The 15,007-nt window shown below is 37.6% G+C and carries 14 protein-coding genes; all 14 read right to left on the bottom strand.

All coding sequences use genetic code 11. The features are described from left to right. Nucleotides 1–6: 6 nt before the first annotated feature. The 14 genes from ytxC to POF52_RS00670 all read right to left on the bottom strand — a co-directional run bounded on the left by ytxC (nt 7) and on the right by POF52_RS00670 (nt 14,924). Nucleotides 7–867, bottom strand: a complete 861-nt coding sequence (gene ytxC / locus POF52_RS00735; protein ID WP_271989149.1) for a sporulation protein YtxC — start codon at nt 865–867, stop codon at nt 7–9. Nucleotides 868–963: 96 nt separating this feature from the next. Continuing rightward, nucleotides 964–1,896 (bottom strand): primosomal protein DnaI, encoded by a 933-nt coding sequence (gene dnaI / locus POF52_RS00730; RefSeq protein WP_013059430.1) that lies wholly within the window; start codon nt 1,894–1,896, stop codon nt 964–966. Nucleotides 1,897–1,928: 32 nt separating this feature from the next. Beyond that, the gene (locus POF52_RS00725; protein WP_176583560.1) at nt 1,929–3,356 is read right to left on the bottom strand and encodes a replication initiation and membrane attachment family protein; all 1,428 of its coding nucleotides are present in this window, start codon (nt 3,354–3,356) and stop codon (nt 1,929–1,931) included. Between the two features lie 72 nt (nt 3,357–3,428). After that, on the bottom strand, nt 3,429–3,890 hold the full coding sequence (nrdR, locus tag POF52_RS00720) for a transcriptional regulator NrdR (protein ID WP_013059432.1): 462 nt from the start codon (nt 3,888–3,890) through the stop codon (nt 3,429–3,431). 243 nt (nt 3,891–4,133) lie between these two features. Further along, a complete protein-coding gene (locus POF52_RS00715) occupies nt 4,134–4,520 on the bottom strand; it encodes a hypothetical protein (RefSeq protein ID WP_013085185.1) in 387 nt (128 codons plus the stop codon). Nucleotides 4,521–4,613: 93 nt separating this feature from the next. Continuing rightward, nucleotides 4,614–4,994 (bottom strand): adenosylmethionine decarboxylase, encoded by a 381-nt coding sequence (gene speD / locus POF52_RS00710; RefSeq protein ID WP_013059434.1) that lies wholly within the window; start codon nt 4,992–4,994, stop codon nt 4,614–4,616. A gap of 422 nt (nt 4,995–5,416) precedes the next feature. Then, nucleotides 5,417–6,448, bottom strand: a complete 1,032-nt coding sequence (locus tag POF52_RS00705) for a glyceraldehyde-3-phosphate dehydrogenase (protein WP_271989143.1) — start codon at nt 6,446–6,448, stop codon at nt 5,417–5,419. Between the two features lie 218 nt (nt 6,449–6,666). Next, complete coding sequence (coaE, locus tag POF52_RS00700) at nt 6,667–7,263, bottom strand: dephospho-CoA kinase (protein ID WP_016765703.1); 597 nt, start codon at nt 7,261–7,263, stop codon at nt 6,667–6,669. Nucleotides 7,264–7,286: 23 nt separating this feature from the next. Then, on the bottom strand, nt 7,287–7,916 hold the full coding sequence (gene ytaF / locus POF52_RS00695) for a sporulation membrane protein YtaF (protein ID WP_016765704.1): 630 nt from the start codon (nt 7,914–7,916) through the stop codon (nt 7,287–7,289). Between the two features lie 60 nt (nt 7,917–7,976). Beyond that, the gene (gene mutM, locus POF52_RS00690) at nt 7,977–8,810 is read right to left on the bottom strand and encodes a DNA-formamidopyrimidine glycosylase (RefSeq protein WP_271989139.1); all 834 of its coding nucleotides are present in this window, start codon (nt 8,808–8,810) and stop codon (nt 7,977–7,979) included. A 21-nt stretch (nt 8,811–8,831) separates the two neighbouring features. Further along, entirely contained in the window at nt 8,832–11,459 is a 2,628-nt protein-coding gene (polA, locus tag POF52_RS00685; RefSeq protein WP_176583561.1) for a DNA polymerase I, read from the bottom strand. Between the two features lie 328 nt (nt 11,460–11,787). Next, the gene (gene pnpS, locus POF52_RS00680; RefSeq protein WP_271989136.1) at nt 11,788–13,560 is read right to left on the bottom strand and encodes a two-component system histidine kinase PnpS; all 1,773 of its coding nucleotides are present in this window, start codon (nt 13,558–13,560) and stop codon (nt 11,788–11,790) included. Continuing rightward, nucleotides 13,553–14,269: a response regulator transcription factor gene (locus POF52_RS00675; RefSeq protein ID WP_013085192.1), complete on the bottom strand. Its 717-nt coding sequence runs from the start codon at nt 14,267–14,269 to the stop codon at nt 13,553–13,555. Before POF52_RS00675 ends, pnpS begins: the two co-directional genes overlap by 8 nt. 178 nt (nt 14,270–14,447) lie before the next feature. Next, a complete protein-coding gene (locus POF52_RS00670; protein ID WP_271990837.1) occupies nt 14,448–14,924 on the bottom strand; it encodes a MaoC family dehydratase in 477 nt (158 codons plus the stop codon). Between the last annotated feature and the right edge of the window lie 83 nt (nt 14,925–15,007).

The following is a 15,007-nucleotide window of genomic DNA, read 5'->3' as shown; positions in this document are numbered from 1 at the left end:
AACCTTTCACGTTATATTTTGCTTTTGATCAAACGGAAATTCATTTTTTTCGTATAACATAACTTTTTCTTGGAAGATATTTTGAATGGTATAAACAAAATCATGATCATGCTGGTCGCTATACAGATGAATAGCAGCTGGAGATAAACTTAGCAAAGGCGCGATAATAGTTGAGTCTATGTACAATGATTCTTGTTCAGATAAAAAGGCCTCTGCTAGAGCTGCACATTCACGTTCAGGAACATATCTACTGTTGTGGTCGTACAGTACAAACTTGTTTTTGTTCAAGTGCATTACATACACGTTACCTGTAGATGACTGTCTTTCATTAGCTGCTTGACGCAGCTGATGAATAAGAATTTGATAGTCTTGTTCAAGCTTATATTCATCAATCGCCAGCTCGGCATAATAGCGCAGCCGCTCTTGATATTCTTTTAAACGGAATTGGAGAAAAGACTCAAAGGTGAATGTTACATTATGAATGAAGAAGTCTTGAAGAGCCTGACGGATAAGTAATTCTCTTGGAAGAGAAAATGTTTTTTGCGGAATTTCGCCTCTCTCTCCTTCCATAATCCCCCCCATAATTTGAAGCAGCATATCTTGCTCTTCCTCTTCTGAATAGAAAAATTGTTCTTTTAATATGTTTACCATCATCTTTTTTTCTTTCTTTTTTAAAATTACGTGCGTTAATACCGGTATCACCATGTCTTGTAAAATGGCCTCTCTATTGTATGTCTCATCAATGACTAAAAGCTGATTATTCACCAGCTTCAAGCACTGTGAACCATATGATAAAGCGCTTCGCTTCGCGCATAAAGACTCATATACAACGACTGCGTCTTCTACATATTTAAAGAATATTTTCATTCCTCATAGCCCCCCTTTGGACACGCTTTATTAATGTATATGGGGCAACATGCAAAAAAATGAGCAAGTCGTTACAAGAAATGTAAAACGACCTGCTCATCTATTTCGTTTATTCTCTCCATTCATTTCAACAGGAATGGCTAGAGACTTAATTCGTTCCATGACACGAGCGGCTTTGAGCTCTTCCTGCTCGCCTCTTTGGGTATAAGTCAAATGATGTTGTAGCTCTTTAAAATTTAAATTCGAGCTGAAAAATGTCGGCAAATTTTCGAGCATACGGAATTGTAAAATGGTTCCGAGCACATCGTCTCGCATCCAGCTCGTTACGGATTCTGCTCCGAGATCATCAAGCATAAGAACCGGTACTTTTTTGACATACTCTATTTTCTCATTGAAACTTTGATCTTGAAACGAACCTTTTAACTCACGCAAAAACTCAGGGACATACAGAATGGTAGATTTCACTTTCTTTTCGGCTAACGCATTGGCAATTGCTCCAAGAAAATACGTTTTCCCCACACCAAACGAACCATGTAAATATAAAGCTTTCATTTTTTTATTCGGCTCATATTCTCGCACAAAATCTCTTACTAGTTTAATGGCTTCAAATCTTCCCTGCTCAATTTCAATATCAGACATTGTTGCCTGTAAAATTTCTTTAGGCACGTACATACACTGAATAAAAGATTCTTGTTCTTTTCGCTCATCTTCTTGTACTTTTCTAGGACAGCGTTCATACTGTAAATCAATATTACGGCCTTTTACAACCAGCTGAGGGTGATACCCCTTCACCATATTGACACAGCTTTGCAGAGAAGGACACTTGTCACAGCATTTGCTTTGATCGATAAATTCATGCATCTTCATCAGACCTCGGTCAACCATTTGCTCATCTAACTCATGGCGATGCTCTTGCAAAAATGTTTTGACTTCGGGATTAGACAGGATACTGTTTCTTAATGCTTCTAAGCGTGCTTTAAAATCCTTTTTGTTCACTAACTGATTTAGTGAATCATTGATAGGCTTCATCTTTTTCACCTCATCTCTATCATACCTGCTTTTTATTCTTTATGCTTTTGTTTTAGCTCTTGATCTAACTGCTTGAGCTCTTCTTGTAGCTTTCGTTTTTCTTCTTCAAATCCGTCCACTTCTTTTGAAGGCTGCTTTTTCTCTTCTTTTTCTTCATCGCTCAGCCACTCTGGCACCATTTCTTTACGCACAATTTTTCGTCCAGCCGTTTTTTTATTTTGCTTTGCTTCGGTCCAATTCTGATATTCTTTCTGTTCATTTTTAGCTAAATTCATGGCATCTTGAACAGTTTGTACCTTTTTGCGCGCCCAGTGTCCAGCAATTTTCTCTACATAGCTCTTAGATAATTTCATATCGGATCTCAGCATCACGTAGTAAATTAGAACATTTACTACCCCTGGTGAAAGCTTTTGGTTAAACATCACTTCTTCGATCATTTGCAAATCTGCTTTTGAAGGCTCTGCTCCCCCGGAAAACTCGATCAAAAGCTGTCGAGGAGAAGTCACTTCAAGCTGTTGAATGAGCTGCTCTTCCTTTGTCTGCGGCTGCTTTTCCTGCATGGTACGAAGCATAGGCGGCTGAATTTGTTCGCTTAGATTTGGAAGTGCTTCTCCATTTTCAAATTGGTAAAAGGACTGTGCTGCTTTTCTAAGCAATTCAATATCAACTTGATCGTTCTCATTTAGCGAATCGAGCACCACATTTTTCATTTGAAGAGGATCGATACCGTATAAAAAGGCTAGCTTTTCAATCGCTTGTTTTACTTTAGATGTAATAGACTTTTTCGAAATCATTGAATCTGTTAGACCTGCTAAAAATAAATCAAAATCAAAGGAATCCGGGCTCATCTCAATAGAAGCACGTTTGGAGGAGTCCACAAAGTCCGTTTGAGCATCAGGAGAAAATACATCCTTGCTTTCAGACTGAAAACTTGGAGCCAGCTCCGTTGCTTTAACTGATTTAAATACATCGTTAAATGAATGCGTCACATCTTTGAACGATTGGTCATCCACGAGTGAATCAGAAAAATAATTTTTCACTTTTTGAAAGATAGATTTTCCGAGTCGGTTATATAAATATACATTTAACACGCCATCGTTAAAAAACTGATGGGGCGTCAGAGGAGGAGTGAGCTCATAAATGAACACACGAACATCATCTTCTTCCTTAATATATGTTTTTAACAAACCAATGCCTTCTAATTTTAACCGCTCATGGTAAATAGCTTTCAAATTAATTTGCATCATTGACATTAGATGATGATGCGTAGACTCTTTTCCCCATAAACGATCTTGTTCCAGCTCGCTCCATAACGTCATATACAGACCAAAGCACGTTGTACCCACCAACGGCTGATAGAGCATGGTTAAAATCTTTCGGTCGTATTCCTGCAGTATGCCGTTCGAACGAACAACATAACGATCGACCGGTATCATTTCTTTCCAATGTTGTTCTTTCATGTCGTTCCCTACCTACTTTTAAAGTAATAGAAATGACAAAAAAAGAGCCTAAAGAATACTTCAATAGCTCTTTTACAGTCGTTCCTTCTTAATTAAATCTTTTAATTCATCAATAAATACATTGATGTCTTTAAATTGTCGGTATACAGAAGCAAATCGAACATAAGAGACTTCATCGATAGCAGCTAATCGCTCCATCACCATTTCTCCTACCACATCTGACTGCACCTCTGATGTACCCTGACTGCGCAGCTCTGTTTCAATATCGTGTACGGTATCTTCTAATTGTTTTAAGCTTACTTGGCGTTTTTCACACGCCTTAATTAACCCTCGAAGGATTTTGTCTTTGCTGAACTCTTCTCTCGCTCCATCTTTTTTTACAACAATTAACGGAAGTTCTTCTACTTTCTCAAAAGTTGTAAAACGATAGTGACACTCTTCGCATTCACGTCTTCTACGAATAGAGCGGCCTTCTTCTACAGGGCGCGAGTCCAGCACTCTCGTTCCATTGTAATGACAGGATGGGCACTTCATATTCTCAGCTCCAATAATAAACCTTGTTTTTCTTTTTATTTTCTCTTATATAAGTTAATTTCCATCTATGTTAGCCGGCTATTCGCCATTTATTATGATTTTTATCATCATTTCCTTTAACAAACACGATGCTGTATTAAAGGATTTGCTTTATTCCATCTTATAGAAAACAAGGCTTGAATACAAGTAAAGGAAAAGGAATTTCCCCATTTTATTTCCTGAAATTCAAAAATGATAAGGAACTTAAGAAGAAAGAGGAATAAGTTTTTGATCAAAGCTCTTATAAAGCGTACGTACAAGTTCTTTACTAAAACCAAAATCAACCGGCACCACTTTTGATTCTGTTGTAGCAGAAAAATCGATAGCGGTTTCAAGAGGACGTACGTTAATAATGGTAATCACAACAAAAGCTTTTCTTCCTTTTACAACGTTTAAGCTAATCTCTCCTCGCTCTTCATATGCAGCAAGTATCTCTATCCCTTGCATGTGCTTCAACATTTCATGAACTTGCTTAAATGCATTCCCGGCCGTTGTTTTGTAATAATGCGTTTTTAGAGTCGGATCTGAATGGTGATCGCTTGTTTCTACATGATTAGAAAATAAAGATTTAACTGCTTGTACTACCCCCATGTTCTTATCCCCTTTGTTTTTGCGTATTAAAAATTTATATACCAAAAAGAGGTGTGTAATACACCTCTTAACTTACGTAATCAATCGACACTATTAAAGTGCATTCGCTTTAGTTTGTTTTACCTGAACAGGACCCATTCCACGTGGTAATTCAATTGTTTCACGTGTCTGTGCACTTAGAGCATCTGCAATATAATCTGCTGCGATTGTAGGATCTAAATGACCACAAGTATAAACATCGATACTTGCATAACCATGCTCTGGGAAGCTGTGAATCGTTAAATGTGATTCTGAAATAATAACAACGCCACTTACACCTTGAGGTGCAAATTTATGGAACGCTACTTCGCGAACTTCCGCACCAGATTTTAAAGCTGCATCAACAAACGTTTTTTCAATATAATCAATATCATTTAACTTATCGAAATCGCATCCCCATAATTCTGAGATGACATGACGACCCATTGTTTCCATAATGATATTTCCCCCTTTAACAATTTTTAATCGTTAAACATGAAGTTCTTTCGCCATATAGCATGTTAACTACCACGGGGGAAAGTTAGTCCAAAGAGGTCCTAACCCTTTAAGTAGCCACATCACCGAAAGGTACACAAGAAGTTCACGAAACATAGTATACTTTGTTTACATTTATTTTGCAATACGTGTTTTGATTTTATTAAAGATTGTTCTTGCAGATAGACCTATACAAATTACCCCTGTATTCTCGTAAGACAGTGTGTAAAAGCTGCTAAACGACTATTAATTTTTTATTAAAATTGAGGAAAATAAACACTCCTTTGCATGCTTATCTTATTGCTTTTCCCTATTCTTTTGGATAAAAACAAAAAAAACAGGGCGACAGCTCCCTGTTTTTTTAAAAGCAATCAATAGCTTTCTTAGCTTACTCTTATTTTTGATCCATTACGCATTTCTGCAGCAATATATCTTACCAAATCGACTACGCGCTGCGAGTAGCCCCACTCGTTATCGTACCAAGCTAACACTTTAATTTTATGATCTTCCATTACGATCGTGGATAGTCCATCTACAATAGCTGAATGAGGATTTGTATTAAAGTCAATTGATACGAGTGGTTCCATTGTTAAATTTAAAATATTCTTTAATGCTCCTTCAGCAGCTTTAATAAACGCTAAATTAACATCTTCCATCGTCACAGGTTTCCTTACATCCACAACTAAATCGACAAGCGATACGTTCGGCGTTGGCACACGAAGCGCCATCCCATGAAGTTTTCCTTTTAAATGAGGAAGAACTAATGAAAGTGCCTTGGCTGCTCCAGTTGTTGTAGGAATAATTGATTGAGCACACGCACGAGCTCTTCGCAAATCTTTATGCGGATTATCGATATTCTTTTGATCATTTGTATATGCATGAACAGTCGTCATTAAACCGTTTTCAATTGTGAACGCTTCGTCTAACACCTTGACAACTGGAGCTAGACAATTTGTCGTACAAGAGGCATTAGAGATAATATTATGCTGATTCACATCAAACTCTCGTTCGTTTACGCCCATCACAATGGTAATATCTTCTTGTTTACCCGGTGCCGTTAAGACAACTTTTTTCGCACCTGCTTCAATATGTAACTGCGCTTTTTCTCTTGAATTAAATTTCCCTGTTGCTTCAACAACTAGATCAATCCCAAGCTCTTTCCAAGGCAAATTCAGCGGATCACGTGAATTTAATAGCTGGATTCTTTTACCGTTAACAATTAGCGCATCATCATCACATTTAACATCTCCGTTAAATGGTCCGTGTATAGAGTCATACTTGATTAAATGTGCTAATGTTTCGGCTGGATAAGATGCATTTATTGCAATAATATCTAAATTCTCCTCTATAATCGCTGTGCGAAACACCATTCTTCCTATTCTCCCAAAACCATTAATGGCAATACGTGCTTTCATGGCTATACCCCTCTCTATATGTGTTATACTATTTAACTTTTTATATTGAATAGTATAACATAAATATTTAAAAAGTGAATAATATTAATTTTTTTTAATAAATTATTTTAATTAAGTTTTACTATATGTATATAGCGAGAACAGATATTTAACACATTCTTTTTTAGAAGCCCTTAAATATTCCCAATAAAAAAAGAGTGAATGCAATCATTCACTCTTTAATCTAGCCATAGGGCTAATATACTTAAAAGCTGTTGTTTTGTTTCTTCCACAGGACCGTTGTTATTGATCACCGCATCGGCTAAGGCTACTTTTTGAATCAAAGGCAGCTGTGCATGGATACGCGCATAAGCATCCTCCGCCGAGAGGTTATTACGCGACTTTAACCTTTCTAGCTGCACAGACTCATCGACATATACAACCACTACTTTATCGACTAAATGTGTCAAATCGCTTTCAAACAGCAGCGGAATATCTAATACAACGGCTTCGTAACCTTCCTCTATATAGCTTTCCTTTTGAGAAAGCATTTCTTTTCTTACGGCAGGATGTACAATTGCATTCAACTTTTTACGTTCTTCCTCTTGATAAAACACAATTTCCCCTAAAGCCGCTCGATTGATCTCCGCGTTCTCGTGAAGAATAGAACGGCCGAACGTCTCGACAATTTGTTTGTATGCTTCTTTTCCTGGTTCTACGACTTCTTTTGCAATGTGATCAGCGTCGATTACTGGAATATTGATATCTCGTAGCATTCCGGTTACCGTACTTTTCCCGCTTGCAATTCCGCCTGTTAATCCAATTACAATTGACATTGGCCTCTCCTTTATCTCTTTATTTAAAATCTAAAAATACCTAAAATAATGAGCAGAACTCCTGGTACAAATGAGAACATTTTCATCCATGATAAACGTGAAAAAACCTTGCCAAATTGTATGCCCGCACTTAAAAAAAGAGAACTCATAAGAGCTACAGCAATTGCTAGAGCATACGGCGAATAACCTAATAAAGCCGCTCCAAACCCCGCTCCAAATGCATCAAGAGATAATGCAATTCCAAGTATAAATGCTTCAATACCATTGATGGAACCTGAATTATCTAAATCTGCTGCAATTGGCTTTTTTAATACGTTAATGACTAGGCCAATTGACTTAATTTCAATTTTTACTAATGTTTTTTCTTCTTTCACTCGAGGTGAATCTGCCGGACAAAAAAACTGGTATAAAATCCACATCCCAAGCAGAACAAGAATACCTCCGCCTACTTTATTTAGTACATCCACCGAAAATAGATGCGTAAGTACTTTTCCTAAAAACATAGAAAACATTAAAGAAAATGCTGAGCAACATGAAATAATAAAAATGGATTTCAGCGGGATTTTCACCTTTCGAAGTCCGTATGTCAGGCCAACGCTAAAGCTGTCAAGACTTACGGCAAAAGCAAGAATAAGTAAAGAAAATGTTATCATGATGAGAGGACTCCTTTCCTTTCTGTCTATACGTAGTATATGAAAGGAGCCCATCCATTGTTATTTTTTAGCCGGCTGACAATTTGGGCAGATATGTGTTCCTCTACCGCCTACAACAAATTTTTCAATTGGGGTACCGCACATTTTACAGGATTCTCCTTTTCTTCCGTACACATAAAGCTGCTGCTGAAACATGCCTATTTGTCCCTGTGTATTTACATACGTGCGAATTGTGCTGCCTCCTTGTTTCACAGCTTCTTGAAGAGTTGCTACAATTTCTTTGTACAATTTTTCATACTCTTCGTCTGTTAATTGGCTGGCCACTCGTTCAGGATGAATCCCTGCGCGAAACAGTGCTTCATCTACATAAATATTTCCAAGCCCAACCACGACATTTTGATCGAGTAAAACCGGCTTGATTTTTCGAGAGGTTTTGCCGATTCTCATTTTTAATTGACTAGGATTAAATGTTTCGTCAAACGGTTCAGGTCCAAGGCCAATAAGAGGAGGAAACAGATCTTCCTCTCCCTTTTTAAATAAGTGCATAGTACCAAATTTCCTTACATCCCGGTATCGCAATTCCGTTCCATCCGTGAAGTGAAAAAAGACGTGTACATGCTTATCTGGTTCTTCTGCATTCTCATGGAGAGCATATTTACCTTCCATACGCAAATGAGAAACCATCGTATAATCATCGAGCACAATTTTCAAAAATTTACCTCTTCGTTCAACATCTCGAATGGTTTGTCCAACAAGCGCATCGCAAAACTGTTCAGCTTGTTCAGGGCGTTTGATAATATTAGGCCATTTAACTGTTACACGCTCAATGGTCTTTCCACTGGCTAATTCAATTAACGTATGTCTGACGGTTTCAACTTCTGGTAATTCTGGCACGTTTGTCACATCCTTTTTCCACTACTTTGCTTCGTACCAAGTCTTTCCGTAAGAATAATCTACTTTCAATGGAACTTCTAGCTCTAAAGCGTTCTCCATTACTTCTGGTACGATTTTCTCTAAAATTTTAATTTCTTCTTCTGGGGCTTCAAAAATCAGCTCATCGTGTACTTGAAGCAGCAGCTTAGCCTGAAGGTTTTCATCTTTTAAGCGCTTATCCATTTCAATCATTGCTTTTTTTATAATATCAGCTGCCGTCCCTTGGATAGGCGTATTCATAGCCGTACGCTCAGCGAAGCTGCGGAGGTTAAAGTTTCGGCTCGTGATTTCAGGCAAGTAACGTCGGCGGTGCAAGAGCGTTGTTACATATCCCTTTTCTTTTGCATCTCGTACAATCGTATCCATATACTCCTGTACACCAGGGAAGCTTTTTAAATATCGTTCAATAAAAGTAGCCGCTGCTTTTCTTGTAATTCCTAAACTTTGCGATAAACCGTAATCACTGATCCCATAGACGATTCCAAAGTTAACTGCTTTAGCCTGACGGCGCATATTCGACGTTACTTCTTCTCTTTCGACGTGGAACACATCCATCGCTGTTTTCGTATGGATATCTAAGTCATGCTTAAACGCATCGATTAGCTTTTCATCATCTGCAATATGAGCCAGTACGCGCAGCTCAATTTGTGAATAATCCGCCGCAAATATTAACCAATCAGGCTGTGAAGGCACAAACGCACCTCTTATTTTTTTGCCTTCTTCAAGACGAATCGGGATGTTTTGCAAGTTAGGATCTACTGAGCTTAGCCTTCCCGTTTGAGTTAATGTTTGATTAAAGCGGGTATGAACTTTTCCATCGCTTTCATGAATGACCTTTTTTAATCCTTCAATATACGTAGACTGTAATTTTCCTAGCTGACGGTATTGTAAAATCTCTGGGATAATATCATGGGTACTAGCTAATTGCTCTAATACATCAGCTGATGTGGAATAGCCTGTTTTTGTTTTCTTTATGACTGGAAGCTGCATTTTTTCAAAAAGAACAACTCCTAGCTGCTTTGGCGAATTAATATTGAATTCTTGTCCAGCGTATTCGTAGATTTTTGCTTCAATTTTTTCAAGCTGCTCTCGAAGATCTTCGCCCATTTCACCCAAACGCGCGCGGTCAATTTTCACCCCTTGATATTCCATATCAGCAAGGACAATGGCAAGAGGCATTTCAAGCTTCTCAAACAGCTCAAACTGTTCATTTTCCACCAATTCTTTTTCTAGCACTTCTTTTAAATAAGCTACGGCGGCTGCTTTTCTTATAACATGCTCAGCTAGCTGATCAGCTTCTGCAATGCTTCGCTTAGCCCCTTTTCCATACACAGCTTCATCTGATTGCACTTGATGGTATCCTTTTAATTTTGCAATTGTCGCTAAGTCATCATTTGCCTCAGCAGGATTCAAGATGTAAGAAGCAATCATTACATCATGTTCAATTCCTTTAATTTCATGCCCCGCCCATTTTAACGATACAATCGTACGTTTCCCATTAAACACCGTCTTTTTTACACGTCCATCTTCTAACCATGCTTTAAATTTAGAAGATGAAAGAGCTGTATCTTTATCAATAAAATAGTGGCCATTTTTGTTGCTGATTCCAAAACCGAGCAGCTGATTGTGATGGTAGTTTTCTTCATACCCTTCTACGATCAGAGCTGCTTCGCTTGTTAACATATCATCGTGAACTTCCTGCGCTATTTCAAACGTTAGTTCTTCAAAATCTGCTTCCTCTTCTGCTGATTCACCAAATTTAGCAAGCAAAGAATTAAACCCAAGCTCTTTAAATAATGAGATGACCTTTGAAGATTCAAACCCATCATACTTTGCATCTTCTACAGATACTTCAAGAGGCGCTTCGCAATAAATAGTTGCAAGCTTTTTACTCATGATAGCTGATTCACGATTATCTTCTAGCTTTTCTTTTAATTTTTTACCGCTGACTTGATCGATAGATTCTAATACATTTTCAACCGTTTCGAACTCTTTTAATAACTTTAAGGCTGTTTTTTCGCCGACTCCGGGCACGCCTGGGATATTATCCGAGCTGTCCCCCATAAGGCCTTTCATATCAATAATTTGTGCAGCCGTAATACCATACTTTTCATCAATGGCTGCAGGCGTATAGGAATCGACATCCGTAATTCCTTTTCTCGTAATATCTACGGTTACATGTTCCGACACAAGCTGAAGTAAATCTTTATCACCAGAAATGACTTTTACGGCCATTCCTTTTTGTTCAGCTTGTTTTGAAAGCGTACCGATAATATCATCTGCTTCATAATCAGGCAGTTCATAGCGCTTAATCCCATATGCATCTAATAACTCACGAATAAAGGGAAACTGCTCTGAAAGTTCAGGAGGCGTCTTTTGTCTTCCTCCTTTGTATTCTGTAAATGTTTTGTGGCGAAACGTTGTTTTCCCTGCATCAAATGCCACAAGTAAATGTGTCGGCTTCTCTTCCTCTAAGATACGTGTCAGCATTGTAGTAAAGCCATATATGGCATTTGTATGTATTCCTTTATCATTGTTTAAAAGCGGCAAAGCAAAAAATGCACGGTAGGCAATACTATTCCCGTCAATTAATACTAGTTTTTGTGTCATTCATGTTCCTCCATTTCGCTCTCTTCTTATCTTACCTTTATTTTAGCAAACAATAAGCTTTAAGGACAAAAAGTAATCTTGAGTTCAACTTTTTATTTTCATGTGGTGATAAGATCTGTACATCATAAAATAAAAACACCGCCTAGTTATTTTAGGCGGTGTAACATGTGAATGGATAGAAATTGTCAAAAAGAATCGGCGAAAATAGCACGGTTAAAGCTATTTTCGCCTTACACATTGGCTCCTTGGATGAAGGGGTTTCCATGAAAAATTGTATCAATTAATTATTAAGCTACATTAAATAAATTGTAAAAGGAACGTAAACATTTTACACCTGCGGCAAATACTTGTGCAGCTTCACCGAAAAAGTTGTCCCTTTATTGACTTCACTTTTCACTTCAATTTCCCCTTTATGAGCTTCAACAAGATGTTTAACAATTGCTAATCCAAGACCTGTTCCTCCGGAATTACGGCTTCTTGCCTTATCTACTCGGTAAAAGCGCTCAAAAATACGTGAAATTTCATCAGAATCAATACCGATACCCGTATCTTGAACATGAACCGTAATCGTTTCTTCTTCCTCTTCAAGCGAAACGTGAACAGTTCCTCCAGGCATTGTATACATAAGCGCATTGCCGATTAAGTTAACAAACACTTGCATAAGGCGCTGACTGTCACCATCAATCCACGCTTCTTCAGGAAGCGTATCTAACGTTAGCGTGATTTCTTTTTCAGTCGCTCGGTTTGATAGCACTGTTATGACCTCATAGAGAAGGGTATTCAAATCTACTGAATGGATGCTTAGCTTAAACCCTTGCTGTTCAACTTTAGACAAATCTAAAAGATCTTGAATCAAGCTCTCCATGCGCTGACTTTCCGTTAAAATGATCGATAGAAACTGCTGGCGCAGCTGTGGATCTTCCATGGCACCGTCTAACAATGTCTCACTAAACCCTTTTATAGACGTAATAGGAGTTTTTAGTTCATGAGACACATTTGCTACAAAGTCACGGCGAACTTGTTCTAGCTTTTTCAGCTCGGTAATATCATGGAAAACAAGCACAATCCCTTTCCATTCATCGTTTAAGCCAATAATCGGCGCTCCGTAAACATCGAAATATCTTCGTTCAATATTTAAAGGGAGAACTACTTGTTTTCGAACCTTTACTTCCGTCATAAATATTTTTTCCACAAGCTTAATGATTTCTTTATGCTCAAATACTTCGTAATACAAATGATAAAGGAAGTCATCCGGATGTATATGAAACTGCTCTTTATAAGCTCGATTCACTAAGTTTATATAGCCTCTACTATCGATAAGAAGCATGCCGCTTCCCATATTTTCAATTAGCGTGCGCAGCCTGTCCTGCTGCATTTCTTGATTAGTGATAGACTCTTGCAGATTACGAGCAAGTGCGTTAATAGACTGACTCAGCATCCCTGTTTCATCTACATAATCTTCATATGTACGAGCTTTATAATTCCCTTTTGCAAGTTCCATAGCCACTTTGGTTGCCGATTCAATAGGACGGGTATAGCGTCCCATAATCTTTACACCTAAAAGTAAAATCACAATCAAAGCTAGACCTAAGCTTCCAATAAGAAGGCCCCAAATTTGCTGATTTACTTGTTTTAATGAATCAAACGATGTGCTCAGCACAACAAATCCCTCTTGCTTACCTTCTATAATCAGCGGGATACCATAGTAATATAAGTCATAATCTTCTTTAATTTGGTCAAAGCTTTTTTTACTGTTTAACTGCTTTTTTAATACTTGTTGGATTACGATACTTTTTTCGATTCTTTGCTGCTTGCTGCCTGGATTTGAGTCAACTAATATTTTTCCGTCTTTTTGAACGATAGTCGTTCGTACACTTAACGAATGGCTGATTTGATCAACTTTAGATTTTAAAGCAGGACTTGTGATACCTTCTTCGCTAATGTACATTTCTACAAGCTTTGCCTCTTTTTCCATTCGCTCTTGAAACGTCTGAAAATAAAAGTTTTTAAACAACTGTCCCAGCAGCAGGCCAAGACCTACTAATACAATAATAATAAGTACTAATAGAGCCAAAAGTAGCCTTGAACGAAATTTATTCATCTACCTTTGGTTCCTCCAGCTTATATCCTAATCCTCTAATCGTTTTTATATAAACAGGTTTTCGCGTATTGTGTTCAATTTTCTCACGCAAATGGCTGATGTGCACATCTACAATTCGCGTATCTCCGGCAAAATCATAATTCCACACTGCACTTAGCAGCTGATCACGAGTTAATACCCGTCCTTTGTATTTTGCCAAATATAATAATAACTCAAATTCTTTCGGAGTAAGCTCAAGCTGCTCTTGATTAAAGTAGGCCTCATAATGATCTGGAAGAATTTTTAAATCACCGATCATGATGCGCTCGCCATCTTCCTCTTGTTCATTTTCCTGAGCAATGATTTGTGTTCTGCGTAAAATGGCTTTTACACGCGCTACTACTTCTCGAGGGCTAAATGGTTTCGTCATGTAGTCATCTGCGCCAAGCTCTAGCCCTAATACTTTGTCGAACTCATCGTCTTTTGCAGTTAACATTAAAATAGGCGTCATCACTTTTTGCTGACGAAGCTTTTTACAAACTTCAATTCCATCCATCTTAGGAAGCATCAAGTCTAACACAATTAAATCCGGTTTTCCTTCTAGTGCCTTGTTGTATCCTTCTTCCCCGTCTTCAGCTGTTTCTACTGTAAAGCCAGCTTGCTGTAAATTATATTGTAATAATGTTGAAATTGATTGTTCATCATCTACGACTAATAATTTCTTACTCATATTAACGATATAAGCCTCCATCTAGTTAAATTAAACCGCAGCTTCATCCAAATGATATTATTTTCTATTTATCTTCTCTTATCATACAATGTTTTAGCCTCGTTCTCCAATACATTTCAACATTTTCAGAAAATATGACCAAACAGTTTCTTCTATATTTATAAATATTTAAGGCAGTTTAAAAATTTTCAAAGTCGTGTGTCTCTACTGATGGAAGTCTAAACGGCGGATAAACAAGAAACCGCGCCGTTACTACTTTCTCTTTTTGCTCATTGACCGCTTCCACCTCAATCGTAACAGTTCTAGAAGAAACATCTACCTCTGTCACTTCAAATAAAAATTCAATCGTGCTATAATGATGAATCTTTTTGGGAAAGGTTACCGTATGTTCTGCAACGTGGCTTCCAGGTCCGGGCAAATACTTTGAAATGGCTGCTGTCATAATACCGGTAATCATAATACTTGGCACAATAGGTTTTTTAAAAGGGGTCTGAGATGCGTAATCATGCTGAATGTATAAAGGGTTAGAATCATTTGTCAGCCCTAAGTACAATAAGATATCTTTATCTTCAATTCGTTCCGTTAGCGTTAATTTTTCTCCAACTTTTATATCTTCAATACTTCGGCCTATTTTTTGTTTTTTACCTAATACCATCATCATTCCACCTTTTGTATAAAGTAATAGCTTTTCTTTATATACAAGAAAAATTCGAGGTTTCCCTCGAATTTTCCTTGTGA

Source organism: Priestia sp. AB (assembly GCF_028369225.1).
Lineage (GTDB): Bacteria > Bacillota > Bacilli > Bacillales > Bacillaceae_H > Priestia > Priestia megaterium.
Note: the sequence above shows the minus strand (reverse complement) of the source record. Positions and strands in the feature narration are given on the sequence as shown.

Coding starts and splice junctions, on each gene's coding strand:
- ytxC (WP_271989149.1), bottom strand. CDS start 867: ATGAAAATATTCTTTAAATATGTAGAAGACGCAGTCGTTGTATATGAG.
- dnaI (WP_013059430.1), bottom strand. CDS start 1,896: ATGAAGCCTATCAATGATTCACTAAATCAGTTAGTGAACAAAAAGGAT.
- POF52_RS00725 (WP_176583560.1), bottom strand. CDS start 3,356: ATGAAAGAACAACATTGGAAAGAAATGATACCGGTCGATCGTTATGTT.
- nrdR (WP_013059432.1), bottom strand. CDS start 3,890: ATGAAGTGCCCATCCTGTCATTACAATGGAACGAGAGTGCTGGACTCG.
- POF52_RS00715 (WP_013085185.1), bottom strand. CDS start 4,520: ATGGGGGTAGTACAAGCAGTTAAATCTTTATTTTCTAATCATGTAGAA.
- speD (WP_013059434.1), bottom strand. CDS start 4,994: ATGGAAACAATGGGTCGTCATGTCATCTCAGAATTATGGGGATGCGAT.
- POF52_RS00705 (WP_271989143.1), bottom strand. CDS start 6,448: ATGAAAGCACGTATTGCCATTAATGGTTTTGGGAGAATAGGAAGAATG.
- coaE (WP_016765703.1), bottom strand. CDS start 7,263: ATGTCAATTGTAATTGGATTAACAGGCGGAATTGCAAGCGGGAAAAGT.
- ytaF (WP_016765704.1), bottom strand. CDS start 7,916: ATGATAACATTTTCTTTACTTATTCTTGCTTTTGCCGTAAGTCTTGAC.
- polA (WP_176583561.1), bottom strand. CDS start 11,459: ATGACACAAAAACTAGTATTAATTGACGGGAATAGTATTGCCTACCGT.
- pnpS (WP_271989136.1), bottom strand. CDS start 13,560: ATGAATAAATTTCGTTCAAGGCTACTTTTGGCTCTATTAGTACTTATT.
- POF52_RS00675 (WP_013085192.1), bottom strand. CDS start 14,269: ATGAGTAAGAAATTATTAGTCGTAGATGATGAACAATCAATTTCAACA.
- POF52_RS00670 (WP_271990837.1), bottom strand. CDS start 14,924: ATGGTATTAGGTAAAAAACAAAAAATAGGCCGAAGTATTGAAGATATA.